The organism is Nannocystis punicea, from assembly GCF_026965555.1.
In the GTDB taxonomy this organism is placed as follows: domain Bacteria; phylum Myxococcota_A; class Polyangia; order Nannocystales; family Nannocystaceae; genus Nannocystis; species Nannocystis punicea.
In genome coordinates this window covers 2,928,042-2,944,403 of the sequence record NZ_CP114040.1, presented here as the reverse complement: position 1 = coordinate 2,944,403, position 16,362 = coordinate 2,928,042, and the positions used below count along the sequence as shown (strand labels likewise).

At 72.8% G+C, this 16,362-nt stretch carries 14 protein-coding genes; 7 read left to right on the top strand and 7 right to left on the bottom strand.

Annotated elements, in window-relative coordinates; translation table 11 throughout:
- The first annotated feature begins 223 nt into the window (after window positions 1–223).
- Both O0S08_RS11145 and O0S08_RS11140 read left to right on the top strand, forming a co-directional pair.
- Window positions 224–1,267: a protein kinase family protein gene (locus tag O0S08_RS11145; RefSeq protein ID WP_269039060.1), complete on the top strand. Its 1,044-nt coding sequence runs from the start codon at window positions 224–226 to the stop codon at window positions 1,265–1,267.
- A 264-nt stretch (window positions 1,268–1,531) separates the two neighbouring features.
- The gene (locus O0S08_RS11140) at window positions 1,532–2,536 is read left to right on the top strand and encodes an alpha/beta hydrolase (protein ID WP_269039059.1); all 1,005 of its coding nucleotides are present in this window, start codon (window positions 1,532–1,534) and stop codon (window positions 2,534–2,536) included.
- A gap of 149 nt (window positions 2,537–2,685) precedes the next feature.
- Here O0S08_RS11140 and O0S08_RS11135 read toward each other — a convergent pair whose 3' ends face one another.
- Genes O0S08_RS11135 through O0S08_RS11125 form a run of 3 tightly spaced genes read right to left on the bottom strand, consistent with a single transcriptional unit; the run spans window position 2,686 to window position 5,117 of the window.
- Window positions 2,686–3,105, bottom strand: a complete 420-nt coding sequence (locus tag O0S08_RS11135) for a DUF6508 domain-containing protein (RefSeq protein WP_269039058.1) — start codon at window positions 3,103–3,105, stop codon at window positions 2,686–2,688.
- A 45-nt stretch (window positions 3,106–3,150) separates the two neighbouring features.
- Window positions 3,151–4,221: a hypothetical protein gene (locus tag O0S08_RS11130; protein WP_269039057.1), complete on the bottom strand. Its 1,071-nt coding sequence runs from the start codon at window positions 4,219–4,221 to the stop codon at window positions 3,151–3,153.
- Window positions 4,185–5,117 carry a LysR family transcriptional regulator gene (locus O0S08_RS11125; protein WP_269039056.1) on the bottom strand — a complete coding sequence of 311 codons (933 nt, stop codon included), beginning with the start codon at window positions 5,115–5,117 and terminating at the stop codon, window positions 4,185–4,187. Before O0S08_RS11125 ends, O0S08_RS11130 begins: the two co-directional genes overlap by 37 nt.
- A 66-nt stretch (window positions 5,118–5,183) precedes the next feature.
- Here O0S08_RS11125 and O0S08_RS11120 point away from each other — a divergent pair, with 66 nt between their 5' ends.
- On the top strand, window positions 5,184–5,801 hold the full coding sequence (locus O0S08_RS11120) for a glutathione binding-like protein (protein ID WP_269039055.1): 618 nt from the start codon (window positions 5,184–5,186) through the stop codon (window positions 5,799–5,801).
- A 28-nt stretch (window positions 5,802–5,829) separates the two neighbouring features.
- Here O0S08_RS11120 and O0S08_RS11115 read toward each other — a convergent pair whose 3' ends face one another.
- A complete protein-coding gene (locus O0S08_RS11115; RefSeq protein ID WP_269039054.1) occupies window positions 5,830–6,303 on the bottom strand; it encodes a hypothetical protein in 474 nt (157 codons plus the stop codon).
- A gap of 313 nt (window positions 6,304–6,616) precedes the next feature.
- Between O0S08_RS11115 and O0S08_RS11110 the strand changes: the two genes are divergently transcribed.
- Together O0S08_RS11110 and O0S08_RS11105 are read left to right on the top strand one after the other, a co-directional pair.
- Window positions 6,617–7,099, top strand: coding sequence for a GbsR/MarR family transcriptional regulator (locus O0S08_RS11110; protein WP_269039053.1), 483 nt, complete (start codon window positions 6,617–6,619; stop codon window positions 7,097–7,099).
- The gene (locus O0S08_RS11105; protein ID WP_269039052.1) at window positions 7,096–7,902 is read left to right on the top strand and encodes a class I SAM-dependent methyltransferase; all 807 of its coding nucleotides are present in this window, start codon (window positions 7,096–7,098) and stop codon (window positions 7,900–7,902) included. Before O0S08_RS11110 ends, O0S08_RS11105 begins: the two co-directional genes overlap by 4 nt.
- On the opposite strand, the gene O0S08_RS11100 is transcribed toward O0S08_RS11105, so the two are convergent.
- From O0S08_RS11100 to O0S08_RS11090, 3 genes are all read right to left on the bottom strand, one after another.
- Complete coding sequence (locus O0S08_RS11100) at window positions 7,890–8,939, bottom strand: hypothetical protein (RefSeq protein WP_269039051.1); 1,050 nt, start codon at window positions 8,937–8,939, stop codon at window positions 7,890–7,892. The two genes, O0S08_RS11105 and O0S08_RS11100, sit on opposite strands and share 13 nt — an antisense overlap.
- Window positions 8,940–9,685: 746 nt before the next feature.
- The gene (locus O0S08_RS11095) at window positions 9,686–11,815 is read right to left on the bottom strand and encodes a sulfatase (protein WP_269039050.1); all 2,130 of its coding nucleotides are present in this window, start codon (window positions 11,813–11,815) and stop codon (window positions 9,686–9,688) included.
- A gap of 1,215 nt (window positions 11,816–13,030) precedes the next feature.
- On the bottom strand, window positions 13,031–13,999 hold the full coding sequence (locus tag O0S08_RS11090; protein ID WP_269039049.1) for a tetratricopeptide repeat protein: 969 nt from the start codon (window positions 13,997–13,999) through the stop codon (window positions 13,031–13,033).
- Window positions 14,000–14,597: 598 nt separating this feature from the next.
- Here O0S08_RS11090 and O0S08_RS11085 point away from each other — a divergent pair.
- Both O0S08_RS11085 and O0S08_RS11080 read left to right on the top strand, forming a co-directional pair.
- Window positions 14,598–15,137 (top strand): hypothetical protein, encoded by a 540-nt coding sequence (locus tag O0S08_RS11085; RefSeq protein ID WP_269039048.1) that lies wholly within the window; start codon window positions 14,598–14,600, stop codon window positions 15,135–15,137.
- 2 nt (window positions 15,138–15,139) lie between these two features.
- The gene (locus O0S08_RS11080; protein WP_269039047.1) at window positions 15,140–16,312 is read left to right on the top strand and encodes a DUF8740 domain-containing protein; all 1,173 of its coding nucleotides are present in this window, start codon (window positions 15,140–15,142) and stop codon (window positions 16,310–16,312) included.
- Window positions 16,313–16,362 lie beyond the last annotated feature (50 nt).

Sequence of the window (16,362 nt, the reverse complement as noted above, 5' to 3'; positions counted from 1 at the left end):
AGCGCGAGCCCTGGCGCTTCGCCGGGTTCTCCGCGGGCAGCGACCCCGAGAGCGAGCGCTCGCGGTCGCGTCCCCGTTGCGTCCGGCCGCCGGTCCTTGCGACATGTCCTTGAGGAATGGCGCCTCGCAGATCGCGGGGGAGCCGCGGCCGAGGCAAGTCTTTACGAACATGTCCTGAAATAAAGAACCTGCTCGCTCGCGTCACCGGCTATCCTCCCTGGCCATGACCTCTCGGGAAGCGCGCGACCCGGTCGCGGTCGTCCGCGAGAACCTCGCCGAGTGGGAGGTGCCCCACGTCGAGCTCGACGTGTTCGGCACCGCCGACGCCGCGGCGATCGTCGAGCAGGTCGACGGCTTCGTCCGGCGGCACCTCGGCACTGGCGTCGCCGCCTACCTGTTCTGCGGCTCGAGCGTGGGCAGCACGCACGGGCTGCTGCTCGCCGACGGCCGCCGGGTCGTGCTCAAGGCCAGGCCGCCGGCCGAGACCAACCCCGACCTCCCGCTCGACCGCGAGTCGCTGCGGCAGGTCGCGCGGGTCCAGCGATTCCTCGCCGCGCGCGGTTACCCGTGCCCGGAGCCGATCCTCGAGCCCGAGCCGATCGGTCGCGGTCTCGCCACGATCGAGACCTACCTCGACGCCGGCCGGCTCGTCGACGGTCACGATCCTCGCGGGCGGCGCCTGATCGCCGCCGCCCTTGTCGAACACATCGGGCTGCTCCGCAACATGCCGGACCCGCCGCGAATCGGCCACTTCGCGGTGCCCGACGAACGCCTGTTCCCCACGCCGCACGGCAAGATCTTCAGCCCGAGCGAATCGGACACCGGCTGGGTTCGTGCGCTCGGCCGGCGCGCGCGGGACATCACGCGAGCCGCAGATTCGCCGCTCGTGCTCGGGCACTGCGACTGGCGCGTCGAGCACCTGCGCTTCGCGGACGATCGCCTGGTCGCCACCTACGACTGGGACTCCCTGGCGGCGCGCCCGGAGGTGTGCATCGTCGGCGTCGACGCGCACGGGCACACCGCCGACTGGTCGCAGGAGCAGGTCCGGCGCGTGCCGACCCCCGAGGGGATCCTCGGTTTCATCGCCGACTACGAGGCCGCGCGCGGCGAGCCGTTCACCCGCGAGCAGCACCGGGCGGCCCGCGCCTGGGCGGTGTACTGGATCGCCTACGGCGCGTGGATCTCGATCGCGCCCGGAGACACCGACTGGCCCGAGGACTCGTGGCCGGCCCTGCTGCGGCGCTGCGGCGAGGAATTGCTGCGCTGATCGGCGGCTCCGCCACCCCAAGGCCCGCGGCCCCTCGCGCTCGTCGTTCTCTCGTCTCGACGCACCTCCGCGGCGCCGATCGGGCGTCGAGGACGACCCGCCGCGGTCGGCCTGTCGCGACCCGCGACGCGGCGTGACGCGCCTGTGAGTTCGGCATGCGCCGCAAGCTCCTGCGTGGCGAACCGGTCGATGGCTCGTTGGCCGTCGTCGCCGGTCGTCGGATCGCCGTTGCGTCCGGCCGCTGGTCCTTGCGACCCTCGCGGCATGCTCCGCCGCGTCGCCGCGCTCGTCACCGCCTCGCTCCTCGCCTGCGCCGGCGAGGCCACCAGGCCCCCCGAGGTCGCGCCGCCGCCGGCCTCTCCGCCGCCGGAGGCGCCCGCGGCCGCCCCGATCGCACCTGTCCCCGCGGACATCTCACCGCCGGCGCTCGAGCACCTCGGCGTCGCCGTCGGCGGCCACCGCATCCAGGTCCACGTCAAGCGGCCGCCGGCGCCGTGGGGCGCGATCGTCCTGGTCCACGGCCGCACGTGGAGCGCCCTGCCCGACTTCGACCTGCAGGTGCCCGGCGCGCGGGTGTCGTTGATGGACAACCTCGCGGCCGAGGGCCTCGCGGTCTACGCCGTCGACCTGCGCGGCTACGGGGCCACCGCGCGCGACCCCAGCGGCTACACCGATTCATTCCAGGCGGCCGACGATCTCGCGGCGGTGGTCGGCCTCGCCGGTGAGAATCTGGCGAACAAGCCCGCCGTGCTCGGCTGGTCGCTCGGGGCCCGGATCGCCGCGCTCGCGGCCCAGCGCCACCGCGACGCCATCGGCCCGCTGATCCTCTACGGCTCGCCGTGCCCGCCGCAGACCCCCGCGCGCCCGTCCGCCGCGCCCCCCCGCCCGCCCAAGCCGCCGGCGCAGGCCGCCAACACCGAGGCCGCCGCGCGCTCCGACTTCATCACCCCCGAGGCGCTCGAGCCCGGGGTCGCCGACGCCTTCGTCGCCGCGGCCCTGGCCGCCGATCCGATCAAGGCCGACTGGCGCGACGTCGACGCGTGGATCGACTTCAGCGCGCTGCGCAACCCCGTGCTGGCGATCCACGGCGACCGCGACCCGGTCGTCGACCAGAGCTGCCTGAACGAGCGCCTGGCCCAGCTCCCCGGCGGCGCCCAGCTCGAGGTCCTGCCCGGCTACGACCACGCCGCCCACCTCGAGCGCGCAGCCCCGCGATTCGCCGCCGCCGTGGTCGGCTTCGTCCGCAAGCACGGCGTCCCGCGCGGCTGAGCCGCGAAGCACCGCGAGCGCGGCGGCGGCCGGTCGCGCGCGTTCATCAACCATGTCCCTGAGGACATATTACATCAGCGCGAGGATCCGCGGCCTCATCTCCTGCGAGCTTCGACTCGCGTGACCGGCGAGCGAGCCGTCGCATGGGCTCACCGCCCCGCGAGGTCCTCGTCGCGGATCGCCCGCAGGCGCCGGAGCAGCGCCGCGATCTGGCCCGACGCGACGGCCGATGCGAAGTGCCCGCCGACGAAGCGGTCGGTGCGCAGATGCACGGTCAACAGCTTGCACACGTCGACCAGCGGAGCGCGGGCGAGCGCCTCTGGATCGCTCTGGTAGTGCTCCGCCTCGACGCGCCACGCCTGCGAATCGAACCGGACGACGAAGCCGCGCTCGGCCAGCACCTGCTGCAGCTGCCGGACCTCGGGCGCATCGACGAGGCGCGGGATCCACGAGCCCTCGCGCGACCACCGGCTGGCCTGAAAGTCCGCGCGCTCGAGGACCGGGAGGAAGGCCAGGACGGCGTCGATGTCCGCCGCGGAGGGTGACCGGGGGCCATCGGCAGGGACCATGAAGCCGAGGGGACCACGGACGGGCCGCCCTGACAACCGCCGTCGCTACATCGGGCCGGCCTCGTCGCTCGCGGCCCGGCGCATCCGTCGATCGTCACGACACGCGCGAGCGTCCGTGTACACCGCCGCGCCCGGTGCTTCGGCCGTGACGAAGGTGCGCCCCTGCACCGCCAGGTTGAGCGCCGCGAGCTGCGGGGTGTGCAGATCCGGCGGACACGCGAGGCTGCAATCCACCTGTCGGTTCGTGCGGAAGACGCCGGTCGTCCCCGTGCCCAGGCCCGGAACGTACCGGCGAGCCCGCACGGCCACGCATTGCGAGCAGCGACGCGTCGTGCCGTCCGTGCAGTGCTCTTCCTGCACGTTCGTCTCGCTGCACTCGATCTTCAACGTGTAGGTGGTCGCGCCGTAATACGCGGCCTTTCGCGCGACCTCGAAGATGGGCCTGTCGACGATCGTGGCGAACGAGCCGAGGCCGTAGCCGCCGGCCGACTGCCAGCGACCTCGCGCGTCACGACTGAAGGTCTCGCCGTGCGGTCCGGAGGCCGAGATCCCGCGTTCGGTGATGTCGATCAGCTCGTAGCGCACGGTCTTGACGTCGCCCTCGATCTCGACGACCTCGCGCGCGCGGCCGGCGAACCCCTCATCGTCCCACGCGCCGCGGACCGACAAGCAGCGCTCGCCGCGGGCCCGCACCCACAGCGTGGATCGACCGGCTGCGAGGCGACGGAGCTCCGCCCACTGCGCAGACGCGGGCCCGGCCTCACGGTGCTCGGCGAGCTCGGGCATCGTCGCGATCGCCCACGTCCAGCGCGCCGCGACCTCCATCGCCTCGACCTCGGCGAGCAGCCGGGCCGTCGCTTCGACCGGCTCCGCGGGCTCGTGGATGGGGGCGGGCTTCGGCGCCGTCTCCACCGGCACCTGCGCCGGCTCCGGGGCGCGCGGCGGGGTCGCCGTCGGCGTGACGCTCTTCGTCGCGCCGCCCGGCGCACGCACGCACGCCAGCGAGGCAGCGAGACCGACGAGCACCAGGCGCATCGTCGCCCCGAACGCGGCCACGCGCGGCGATATTCCGCCGCGCCTCACGCCTTCGCGCGCCCCGGCGGGGGCGGCAGGCACCCGGGCCACACCGCGAGGAAGCGCTGCAGCGCCGCGACGAAGCTGCTGAGTCGGGCCGGCACGTGGCGGCTGCGGGCGTAGACCGCGTACATCTGCTCGACCGCGGGGCAGTAGTCGTCGAGCACCGACACGAGTCGGCCCTCCGAGACCGCGGGCGCGGCGAGGTAGTCGGGCAACCTGGCGATCCCGCAGCCGGCGACCGCGAGGTCGCGGATCAGCGGCCAGCTGTTGGCGGTCGCGTGGCGGTGCACCACCGCAGGACGGGCCGAGCCTCGCACGAAGCGCCAGGTCGTCGCCTCGCGGCGGGTGCCCATCACCAGGCACACGTGCTTCGCCAGCTCGCGCGGGTGAGCCGGCGTGCCGCGGCGCGCCAGGTACTCGCGGCTGGCCACCAGGCGGTACTTGGTCGGCGCGCCGAGCTTGCGCGCCACCAGCGACGCGCTCGCGGCCGGCTCGGCCTGGATCACGACGTCGAAGCCGTCGCGCAGCGGATCGAGCTGACCGGCGGCGAGCTCGATCTCGACGTCGACGTGCGGGTGCTCGCGCGTGAACGGCCCGAGCACGCGCCCGAGCACCTCGCCGAAGCCGCTGGTCGCGGCGATCCGCAGGCGACCGTGCGCCTCGCCGCGGCGCTCCGCGATCGCGCGCCCCGCCTCGGTGACGACGTCGAGGCCGGCGCGGACCTGCTCGAAGTAACGCTCGCCCTCGTCGGTGAGGCGCACGCGCCGGGTCGTGCGCTCGAACAGGCGCGTCCCGAGGCGCTCCTCGAGGCGGCTGACCTGGACGCTGACGGTCGACACCGGCGCGCCCAGGGCGAGGGCGGCGGCGCGGAAGCTGCCGGCCTCGGCGACGCGGACGAACGCCTCGATCGCGGCGAAGTCGGGGCGGCTGTTCATGGCGCTGAACAATGTGATCAATCCGCGAGGATTGTTCAAGCGGGGCCGGTGGCGTAGACCGGGCCCATGACCGAACCGCTGCGACTCTACTACACCCCCGGCGTCTGCTCGCTCGCCCCGCACATCGCCCTGCGCGAGGCGGGCGCGGCGTTCGAGCTGGTGCGCGTCGACCTGCGCACCCGCAAGACCGAGGCCGGCGACGACTTCGCGGACATCAACCCCAAGGGCTACGTGCCGGCGCTGCGCCTGGCCGACGGCGGCGTGCTGACGGAGACCGCGCTCCTGCTGCAGTACATCGCCGACACCTGGCCCGAGGCCGGGCTCGCGCCGCGCCACGGCGGCCGCGAGCGGGTCCGCTTCGACGAGCGCCTGCTCTTCATCGCCACCGAGCTGCACAAGGGCTTCGCGCCGTTCACCCTGATGCCGAACCCGGGCGAGGAGACCAAGCGCTGGGCGGCCCAGCGCCTGGCCGCGCGCGTCGAGGTGCTGGCGCGCGACCTCGGCGAGCGCGCGTTCTTCCACGGCGAGTCGTTCACCGTGGCCGACGCCTACGCCTTCTTCGCCCTGCGCACCTACCAGAAGCTGCTCGCCCCCCCGCCGCCGAACCTCGCGGCGTTCCTCGCCCGCGTCGCCGAGCGGCCCAGCGTGGTCGCGGCGTTCGCCGCCGAGGGCCTGAAGGCGTGAGCGAGGCGGCGGCCCGCGCCGCCGGCGCCTACGGCAGCAGCCAGCCGAGCCGCTTGCGGTTCGACAGCAGCACCTCGGTGAAGTCGTCGGCGGTCTGCGGGCGGCTCAGCCCGAGGACCTCCGGGCAGAACATCTTGTACGGGTAGGCGCTCTCGATCCTGTCGCTCAGCGCCGCGCTGCCCTGGGCGATCGCGTCGCTGAGGCGCTCGAAGGCGAAGCGGAGCGCGGCGGCCCAGCCGGCGAAGTAGGCGGGGACCCGCGGATCGTCGAGGTGCGCGGCGGGGACGATGGTGACCTGCTGCTCCTTGATGTCGCGGATCAATCGCTCGTCGCCGCTCACGTCCCAGACGAGCACACGAATCGTCGCCACCAGGTCGCCCCGCTCGTTCAGGACGCACGCGGCGCAGGCCTCGCCGTCGCCGACTTTCTCCTCGCTGAACTCGAGCGCGAAGCGGTCGGAGGAGATCGGGAATTGCTCGGAGAACGCGGGGGCCAGCTCCATGGCGCGCGATGGTACCGGACTCCGCGGCGCCGGGGAGCGGGCTCGTCACGCGAACCGCTCCGTTCGGGCGTCCGGCGCTCGCGGACTGGCCGCTCCGGCGATTCGCAGGGCGCTCCCGCTGCGCCGGCACCCGATCGTCGCGAATCATCGCGGCCCATCGTCGGGCTCGGCAGCGGAGATCTCGGAGCGCCTCGGGCGATCACGGAGGGGCTCGATGAAGCGACGCTCATCGGAGCGCGCCGCGCTTGACTGTGGTTCGCGGCGATCGTAGCGTACGTTTAGAAAGTTCTGAACGATCAGACCAGGACGCAGCATGCCGGGGCCCACCGCGAAGGAGCTGGAGTTCATCGACCGCTTCGGTCTGTGCTTCGAGAAGCTCGGCGGCACGCGGACGATGGGGCGCATCTACGCCTGGCTGATGATCTGCGGGGCGCAGCAGCAGTCGCTGACCGAGCTGGCGGCGGCGCTGGGGGTCAGCAAGGCGTCGATCAGCACGGTCATCCGGCCGATGGAGGAGGCCGGCCTGGCCCTCCGGCTGCCGGCGCCGGGGCGGCAGCACAGCTACCGGGTCGCGCCCGGCGGGGTCACGCGCATGCTGCAGGTCCAGTTCGCGCGCATGCGCCTGGGCGCCGAGGTGGCCGAGTTCGGCCTGTCGGTGCTCGGCAAGGACCGCGCCGCCCAGCGCGAGCGCCTGGCCGAGTTCCGCGACTTCTGCGAGTTCACCGCCGACGAGGTCGGCCAGGAGCTGCTGACCCGCTGGGAGCAGTACCGGGCGAAGAAACGGAGGAAGCGATGACGGGCGACAAGGTCGACTTCACGCACATCGCGTGGGGCTCGGTGCAATGGACGATGCTCTGCACGCTCTACCTGCGTGCCTACGAGAGCCGGTCGCCGCGGCCGATCCTCGGCGACCGGTTCGCCGCCGCGGCGGTCGAGCGCATCGACTACGACTTCGCGAAGATTCACAAGGCGACCAATCCGCGCTCGAACCAGTTCACGGTGGCCCTGCGCGCCCGCCAGTTCGACGAGTGGGCCGCCGACTTCCTCGCTCGCCACCCCGACGCGACGGTGCTTCACCTCGCCTGCGGCCTCGACAGCCGCGCGCTGCGCCTGGCGCCGCCGGCGACGGTCCAGTGGTTCGACGTCGACGTGCCCGAGGTCATCGCGCTGCGCCGGCAGCTCTACGAGGAGCGCGACGGCTATCGCATGCTCGGCACCTCGGTGACCGCGCCGGGCTGGCTCGAACAGCTGCCGAACGACCGCCCCACTCTGGTGATCGCCGAGGGCTTGTTGCCGTACCTCAGCGAGGCCGAGGCCCGCACCCTGCTGCGGCGGGTGACCGACCGCTTCCCCGCCGGCGAGGTGATGTTCGACGGCGTCGCGCCATGGGTCGCCCGCGTGGTCAAACTGTTCGTCTGGGGCCTCGCCGACCCACACCTGATCGAGCGCTGGAACCCTCGCCTCCGCTTCCTGGCCGCGACGTCGGGCATCCAGCAGTACCGGCGGGTCCCCGCTCGGTTCCACCGCCTGCTGTACCGCCTCGGCGCGGCGATCCGGCCGATGCGAGAATTCAATCCGATGTACCGCTACTCGTTCTGACGCGGGACGGGTCGGCTGTCCTCAGGGACAGACGCCGCGGCCATCGCAGGGACGGGCCCGCTGGCGGCGGCTCCCACGGCGGCGTCATGGAGGCGGAGGCTCTCGACGATCTCGTCGCGCGTCCGCCGAAAGAAGTCCTCACGCTCGTCGTCGTCGTCGTCGTCGTCGTCGTCGCAAGACGAATCCCACAGCTCGAGCGCCTCGGCCAGGCGCGCCCGCTCGCCCTCGGAGTGCTCGTGGAGCTGCATTGCGAGCAGTCTGCGCGTCGCCCGATCGTCGGGCCGCCGCGCCAGCACGGCCCGGAGGCGCTGTTCCGCCTCGGAATGGCGGCCGAGATCGTTGCAGATCAGGACGAGCATGCGCGCCAGGAAATCGCGCTCCGTGGCGCCGTCGTCGGCGAAGACGTGGTCGGCCCAGTGGTCCGTCTCGATGATCGCCGCGGCGCCGAGCTCCGGGTGCTCGGCGACGAGGTCCAGGGCGAACATGACCAATCGCGTGCGCAGAGCGCCGAGCGGAACCACGACGCCGCCGATCTCGCCGGCTCCGTCCGGCCCGCCCCGCGAGCGCACGGCCGCGAAGAAGCGGATCAGGCCGGCGAGGTATCCCGCCCTGTCGCCCGGCTGGCAATCCTCGGCGTCCGCGAGGACCGCGAGCAGAGACTCGAGCGACGGAGCGTCGGGACGAAGGCGCCGCCACAGCTCGACGGCGGCGAGCCCGAGGAAGTCGCGGTCCGCCGCCGACAGCGAACGCGAGGAGATGTTGGGCAACCAGTGGATCCGCGACATTCGCCAGGCCGAGCCTCCGGCGGGCATCCGGGCGATGTGGGCCAGGACGTCGGTCCGCGTGACGACGAGGCCGCGGTCGGCGAGGGCGGTGAACAGGGCGTCGTCGTCGAGCGCGGCGACCTCGGCGTGCGACCAGAAACCGGGCATCTCCCGCCGCCAGCGCCACGGTGTGCCATCGACCAGGAATGCGCGTTCACGCGAGCGCTGGGTCAGGTACGGATGCACGACGGTCTCCTCGTCCGCGCTCGGCATCAGCTCCTCGTCTGCGAGCGGTCGGTCGTGCGCGACGGACCCCTCTTTGCGCGCAGCCGTCCGGGCTCGCCTGCGCTCGACCTCCCGACGGTGTCGCTTCTCGGCCCGACGTTGGGCGCCACGGTGCTGTTTCTGGCTCATGGGCGCGACGATAGCCCATGAGCGTTTTCGCGCCAAGCGTTTTCGCGCAATTTATCGCCAGGTCGCCGCCGAGCTTTGCAGCGACCCTGTCGCGAACGAGGGCCTCGAGACAAGGCCCTCGTCAAGCGCGTGCAGCCACGAACCGCGAGTGCAGTCTTCCGAAATTCTTGGTGGCTCGAGCCCCGCGCAGCGACCCGCGTCCATCGAAGAAGTTCGGCGGGCCGGTGCGCCCGCGGAGCGCGTGCTGCCGCGACTGCGAGTACTGTCATTCTCGGCGGCTCGAGTCCTGCCCGCCGGCCCGCGACCTCATCGATGAGTTCGTCGGGCTTGCGCGCTCGGGGAGCGAGGGCGAACCGCGAGTGCGGTCCTTCGAGGACCTCGAAGGCCCGAGTCGCGCCGCGCCCCCGCGCCCATCGATGAAGCTCAGCGGCCCCGTGCGCCCGCGGAGCGTGTGCCGCCGCGAACCGCGAGTGCAGTCATTCTCGGCGCTTCGAGTCCTGCGCGACCCCCATCGACGAGTTCGTCGGGCTTGCGCGCTCGCGGAGCGGGTGCGAACCGCGAGGGCGAGCCTTCGAGATCCTCGAAGGCTCGAGTCGCTACCCGCATCAATCGATGAAGTTCGGCGGGCCGGTGCGCTCGAGGTACTCGTCGAGCGCGCCCTGCAGCCGCTCGACCTTCGGGTCGCCGTAGGGCAGCGGCTTGTCGCCCTGCTGCTTGCGGGCCGACAGCGCCTCGTCGAGCAGGTTGCACACCAGCTTGTAGGTGCCGTCGAACACCGTGACCATGTTGTGCGTGGCGTCGCCGTTGGCGGTGAAGCGCCAGGTCTCGGCGACCAGGGTCCGGTTCTTGTTGGAGGCCGGGTTCGACAGGATGCCGGCGAGGTCGCGGCCGTCGAGGCCCTCGGGCGCCGGGGTCTCGGTCCACTTGAGGATCGTCGGCATCACGTCGACGGTGCCGACGAGCTGCTTGGACGTCGTGCCGGGCGCGAAGCCGGGGCCGCGGACGACCAGCGGCACGCGGATGTCGTCCTCGCCGACGCCGACGCCGTGGGTGCGCCGCTTGGCGCCGAGGCTCTCGCCGTGGTCGGCGGTGATGATGACGGCGATCTCGCGCTCCTTGGCGAGCTCGTCGATGCGCGCGAGCAGGCGGCCGACGTGCTTGTCGGTCCAGGCGACCTCGTGGTCGTACTTGCCGGCGACGCTGTTGCCCCAGCGCGGCACGCCGCGGTGCCACGAATGGCCGCCGTGCGGGCCGAAGTAATGGGCCCACAGGAAGAACGGGCGGTCCTTCGGCTGGGCGTCGAGGATCTTGATCGCCGCGTCGGTGACCGCGACGTCGAGCGCCTTGCCCGAGACCTCCTGGTACTCGTCGAAGTCGGGGTACGCCCCGGTCGAGGCGTCGAGGAAGCCGGTCGAGCCGTCGTCGATGACCGCCGCGGTGTACATGCCGCGCCGCTTCAAGTAGGTCTGCAGCGGCACGTACTTGTCCGCGGACGGCAGGCCGAACTTGAGCTTGAGCAGCTCGCCGTCGTCGAGCTGGTCCATCTCGCTGCTGCGCAGCAGGCGGAACTTGTTGGTCTCGAAGAACGGGTTCCACACCAGCCGCCGCGGGTACACGCCGCGGAACATCGACGACAGCGCGAGGCTGGTCCACGAGCCGCCGGTGTAGGCGCGGAGGAAGCGGGTCCCGCTCTCGGACCACTTCTTCATCTCGGGGGTGGTGTTGCGCTTGCCGCCCCAGCTGACGTGGTCGGCGCGCAGGGTGTCGATGGTGATGAGAATGACGCTGGTCGGCGGCGGCTTGTCCGGCACCGGCGGGTCGACCGGCGTCGTCTCGACCGGCGCGTCGCCGAGGACGCAATTGTCGTCGACGCCGTTGCCGGGCAGCTCGCGCGCGAACGGGTGGACCGCGGCGTTGAACGGGGCGCAGTCGCCACCGCCGAGGATCGGCGAGTAGCCGTCGCGGTCGACGTCGCCGAGGGTCCGCAGCGTCCGCAGCGACAGGCTCGAGAAGGGCCGCGCGAGCAGGCCCGCGAGCAGGTCGCGATCGCCGTCGACGACCACGAGCGCCCACACGAACGGCAGCGCGAGCAGGCCGGCGCCGACGCGACGCCCCCACGCGGGCAGGCGCAGGCGGCGGGGCCAGTAGCGCATGCAGGCGACGCCGGTGATGGTGAACATCAGCACCGCCATGACGCGCAGGGCGGTGTGCGCGGCGGGGTAGTTGTCGACGCCCACCTGGCGGTCGGCGACGATGAAGCCGATCGCCGCCACGGTGAGCAGGGGGCCGGTCCACAGCGGGCGCTTCCAGGTGCGCGACAGCCAGGCCGGCTTGTCGGCCGACGGCTGGGCGACGAAGCCGAGGACCGCCAGCCCCAGGCCGGCGCCCACCCCGGCGAGCGCCGCGGCGACTGCGTCGGCGTGGTCCTTGCCGCCGAAGCGGGCGACCACCCCGAGCTGGTCCATGAGCCAGGCGGTCAGGCCGGCGCCGACCGCCAGCCACGCGAGCGCCCGCCCCCACACGGGCAGCCGCCGAAGCCCCCGCAGCACCCCGGCGAACACTCCGCCGAGCACCGCGCCGGCGCCGACACCGACCCCGAGGGCGGCCAGCGCCGCGGACACACCCACACCCTGCCCCCCGCTGACGAAGTCGATCAGGGCAGCCAGGCCGGCGACCCCGGCGGCAAACGGAATGTGGGCCAGGAACGCCGTTCTGGACGGATCTTCGACGGACATCGCGGCAGCGCCGCATTGTGCCCGACGTCGCGGCGTGACGGAAGCGTGACGATGTTTGCCGGCGCTCACATATGCAGAGGCCGGTGCCCCCGCCGCCCCGCCAGCCGGCTTTCCGGCGCCGATTCGGCCCGCTCGCCCGCACGCCATGCCGTAGCGCACGAAGGTCGCGCTCCCGCGCGGGCGACGCGACATCGCGCGCGACGCGCGACGCGCCCGCCACGGCTCCCACGGCCCGCGCGCAGGTGGCCCGATGCACATGTCTTCAGGGACATGTCCCAGGCGACGAGATGTCCGACAGCCGCGGATCTCGGCTGAACCTTTGGGACATGTTCATATCGACATGTCCATTCAGACAGCGGCGGAGAGCGCCTCGGCGCCGGGACACCGCTCGCGCGGGCGGGGCTCTGCGAATCGCACCGCCGCCGCGCACGGTCGCGGCCAGCAGCGAATCGCACCGGCCTCCGTCCAGCATCCTCCGACCCTCGCGCATCTTCACGACGAACCCCTGGCGAGCAGCCGCGAATCGCACCGCCGCCGCCTGGTATCGTCCGACCCTCAGGGCATATCCAGGACGAAGCGCCTTGAGCAGCCGCGAATCGCACCTGCCCGCCCGGCATCGTCCGATCCCCGCGCATCTTCAGGGCGAAGCCGCTGGCGAGCAGCCGCGAATCACCGGCACCGCCCGCCATCTCCGGCCCTCGCGCATCTCCAGGACGAAGCCCGGGCGAGCAGCCGCGAATCGCACCCGCCCCGCCCGCCATTTCCGACCCTCGCGCATCTCCAGGACGAAGCCGCTGGCGAGCAGCCGCGAATCGCACCCGCCCCGCCCGCCATCTCCGGCCCTCGCGCATCTCCACAACGAAGCCCCGGGCGAGCAGCCGCGAATCGCACCCGCCCCGCCTGCCATTTCCGACCCTCGCGCATCTCCAGGACGAAGCCGCTCGCTAGCAGCCGCCAATCGCACCGGCCTGGCACGCAGCCCCGGGCCAGCAGCCGCCAGTCGCACCTGCCCCGCCCGGCATCGACCAACCCTCGCGCATCTCCAGGACGAAGCCGCTGGCGAGCAGCCGCGAATCGCACCGCCGCCGCCCGGCATCCTCGAGCCTCAGGGCATATTCAGGACGAAGCGGGCCGCCGGCCTTGGCCGACGCGACCTGAGTCGAGCGTGGCCCCGGAGACATGTCGAATGCGACATGCCCCCAAGGCCAGCGAGGCTCACTTGTCCTCGTCTTCGTCCTCGTCCTCGCCGTCCTCGTCCTCGCCGTCCTCGTCCTCGTCCTCGCCCTCTTCCTCGTCTTCGTCTTCGTCCTCGTCGCCGTAGGGGTCGTAGTCGTCCTCCTCGATGCCGGCGATCTGCCGCATCTCGGCGATCTCCTCGTCGCTGACGGCGAGCACCTCGGCGAGGCTGGCCCAGGGGAAGCCGCCGTTCTGGGCGAGGCCGAGGTACTGGGTGATGATGGCAGGGTCGCGCTCGTGGCCGCGGCCCTGGTAGCACTTGATGCCGACCAGCGCGCCCGCCTTGACGTGCCCGAGGTCGGCCGCCTTGCGGTACCACTCGAACGCGACCGCGTCGTCCTGCGGCACGCGGTCGCCGGTCTCGGCGTAATAGCCCTCGTTGAACATCGCCCGCGGCTGCCCCAGGCCGGCGGCCTTGGCGTTGTAGGCCCGGCCGGCCTCCGGATCGCTGCGACCGACCAGCACCGCGGCCTCGAACAGACCGTCGGCGTTGCCCTTCTCGGCCGCGCGCACGGCCGCGGAGCGGGCCTCGTCCTCGTCGCCGTCGCTGCCGTCCGGCCCGCCCAGGCCGCGCGTCCACATGTAGCTGAGCAGCACGTCGAGCGTGCCGCTCTCGTCGGCCGGGGCCAGGCGCGTCAACGTCGGCCACGCCGCGCTGGCGAGCTCGGAGTCCTCGTGCTGCAGGACGCGCCGCGCCAGCCCGATCGCCGCCTCGCCGTGACCGGCCGCGGCGGCCCGCTTGAGCGCCTCCAGCGACAGCGCACGCAGCTGCTCCACGAGCTCCTCGTCGACCGGCGGCAGCCCGGCGATCTCGTCGGACTGGCGGAAGTCGAGGGCGACCTCGGCGACCCGATGTTGTTCGTAAAGCTCCTCGCCGGAGCTCTTGCCGCCCAGCGCTGCCTTCAGCGCCGCGATCTTCTCGCGCGTGTCGTTCTCGCGTTCGTCCATTGCGCGACGCTACCGCGACCGCGGCCGGATTTCGCGGCTCTTTCGTGTGAGGAAGTCCGCCCCGCTTCGACCGCGATCTCACCGCTTACATCTCGCATCAGCGACGGCCCGAGCCGGTCGCCCGTGGCTCGCGTGAGGAGCTGGCCCTTCGGACAGCTGAGTGCCGCCTCGGGTACATGTCCTTCGAGACATGCCGGTCGCCGCGGATCGTCGTTCGCCCGCCGCCCGGGTCGACGCGGTGAGGAGCCCTCCCCGCGGACCGCGGTTCCCCACCGTCGCCGCGGCGAAATGTCCACACCCTCGCCGGGTCTTCGCCGCGGACGCGGTGCAGCGCCAGGGGAGCCACGGCCTTCGCCGCGATCACCCGGGCACGGAGGTCGTCGACGCCACGTGCCCGTGGCATGGGCTTCGAGCACCGGGCGCGGGGCTCGTCGACTGCACGCCGGTGCAGCGTAATTTGCCCGTCCCCGCTGAGCGTTTTCGCGCGACCACCGACGCGTCACCTCACCCGTGGACAGTCGCCGCGGCGACGACTCGCGGATAGTCTCGCCTCGCCGGCGACCCGCGGGTCGGCGGCGGATTGGCGAGAGGAGCGACGATGCAGCGCAGGAGATGGACAGGAGCCGCGGGCCACCGCCGGCAGCGGCCCGGAGGGTGGGCGACGCTCGCAGTCGTCGGCCTGCTCGCCGGATGTGCCGACGACACGACCACGGTCACCGACACGGCCCAGGGCACCACCACGCAGGCCACGGAGGCGCCGACAGTCACCACGGACGAGCCGACCACCACAGTCGTGCCGACCACCGACGCGCCGACGTCGACGACTTCCACCGGCACCGACTCGACCACCGCGACTCTGCCGACGACCACCGACGCGACGACCACCGACGCGACGACGACCACGACCACCACCACGACCACGACCGACCCCACCGATACGGACACCGACGGCACCACCGGCGACCCGCTCGTCGGCAAGTCGATCACCCAGACCGTCAACAGCGGCGCCGTGGCGACCAGCCCCAGCTTCCGCATGATCTTCACCCTGGGTCAGCCGACGCAGAACCAGGGCGTCTACACCTCGAGCAACTTTCGCCTGCGCGGCGGCCTGATCGGCGCCAACGGGAGCCCTCCATGACGATGCAACGACCCGGACTGATCCTCTCGCGCCGGTGCCTGGCCGCCGCGCTCGCGACCGCCGCGATGGCCCCGCTGGCCGCCCACGCGCTCGCGGTGCCGGAGCTCGTCACTCACCAGGGTCGCCTGTTCGACGCCAACGGCTCGCTCGTCAACGGCGCCCACGACCTGACCTTCACCATCCACGACGCCGAGGTCGCCGGCAACGAGGTCTGGTCCGAGACGATCACCGTCGACTTCGACGACGGCTACTTCTCGGTCCGCCTCGGCGAGCAATTGGTGCTCGACGAGAACGTCTTCGACGGCTCGACCCGCTGGCTCGGGATCACCGTCGACGCCGATCCCGAGATGACCCCGCGGGCCGCGATCGTCAGCGTCCCCTACGCGATGTTCGCCGGCGACGTGCGCGGCGAGATCAACCCCACCAATGTCAACATCCAGGGCTTCGGTGCGGTGATCGACGCGAACGGTCAATGGGTCGGCGACCCCTCGGGGTTGATCGGTCCCGCCGGCCCGCCCGGACCCGCCGGTCCCGCCGGTCCTGCCGGCAGCGAGGGCCCTGCCGGTCCTTCCGGCCCCGCCGGTCCTCCCGGCGCCGTCGGTCCTTCCGGCCCCGCCGGTCCGATGGGCCTCGCCGGTCCGATGGGCCCCGCCGGCCCGCAGGGACCCGCCGGCGCCGCCGGTGCCGCGGGCCCGCCCGGACCCGCCGGCGCTGCGGGCCCCGCCGGCCCGCAAGGGCCCCAGGGCCCGGCAGGACCTCCCGGTCCGCAAGGCCCGACCGGCATCGTCGCCACCGCCAGCTTCGCCGGCGCCGTCCCGACCATCCCCGTCGATCCCGCCTGGGTGTTCGTCGGCCCGACCGCAGTCATCGTCACCGAGGCCGGGCAGCGACTGACGGGCGTCGCCACCGCCGGCCTCGCCCACGGCACGACCCTCACCTGGCGCCGCGTCGACCTCGACCTCTGCTACCAGGAGGGCGGGCAGCCGCTGAAGAACTTCAGCGGCGTCAACTTCGTGCAGCCGCGGGTCGAGCAATACGCCAACTCGCTCACCGCCGCCGGCACCGTGGTGCCCGGCGCCGGCAGCTGGACCGTCGGCATGTGCATCCGCAACAACGGCGTCGAGGCGCTCGACGACAACAACCGCGTCAACGGCTGGGTGCAGCTGACCAATTGACGGCAGGCCACCGCGGCCCGCGGCCCGTCGTCGCCGCGGGCCGCTCGGAC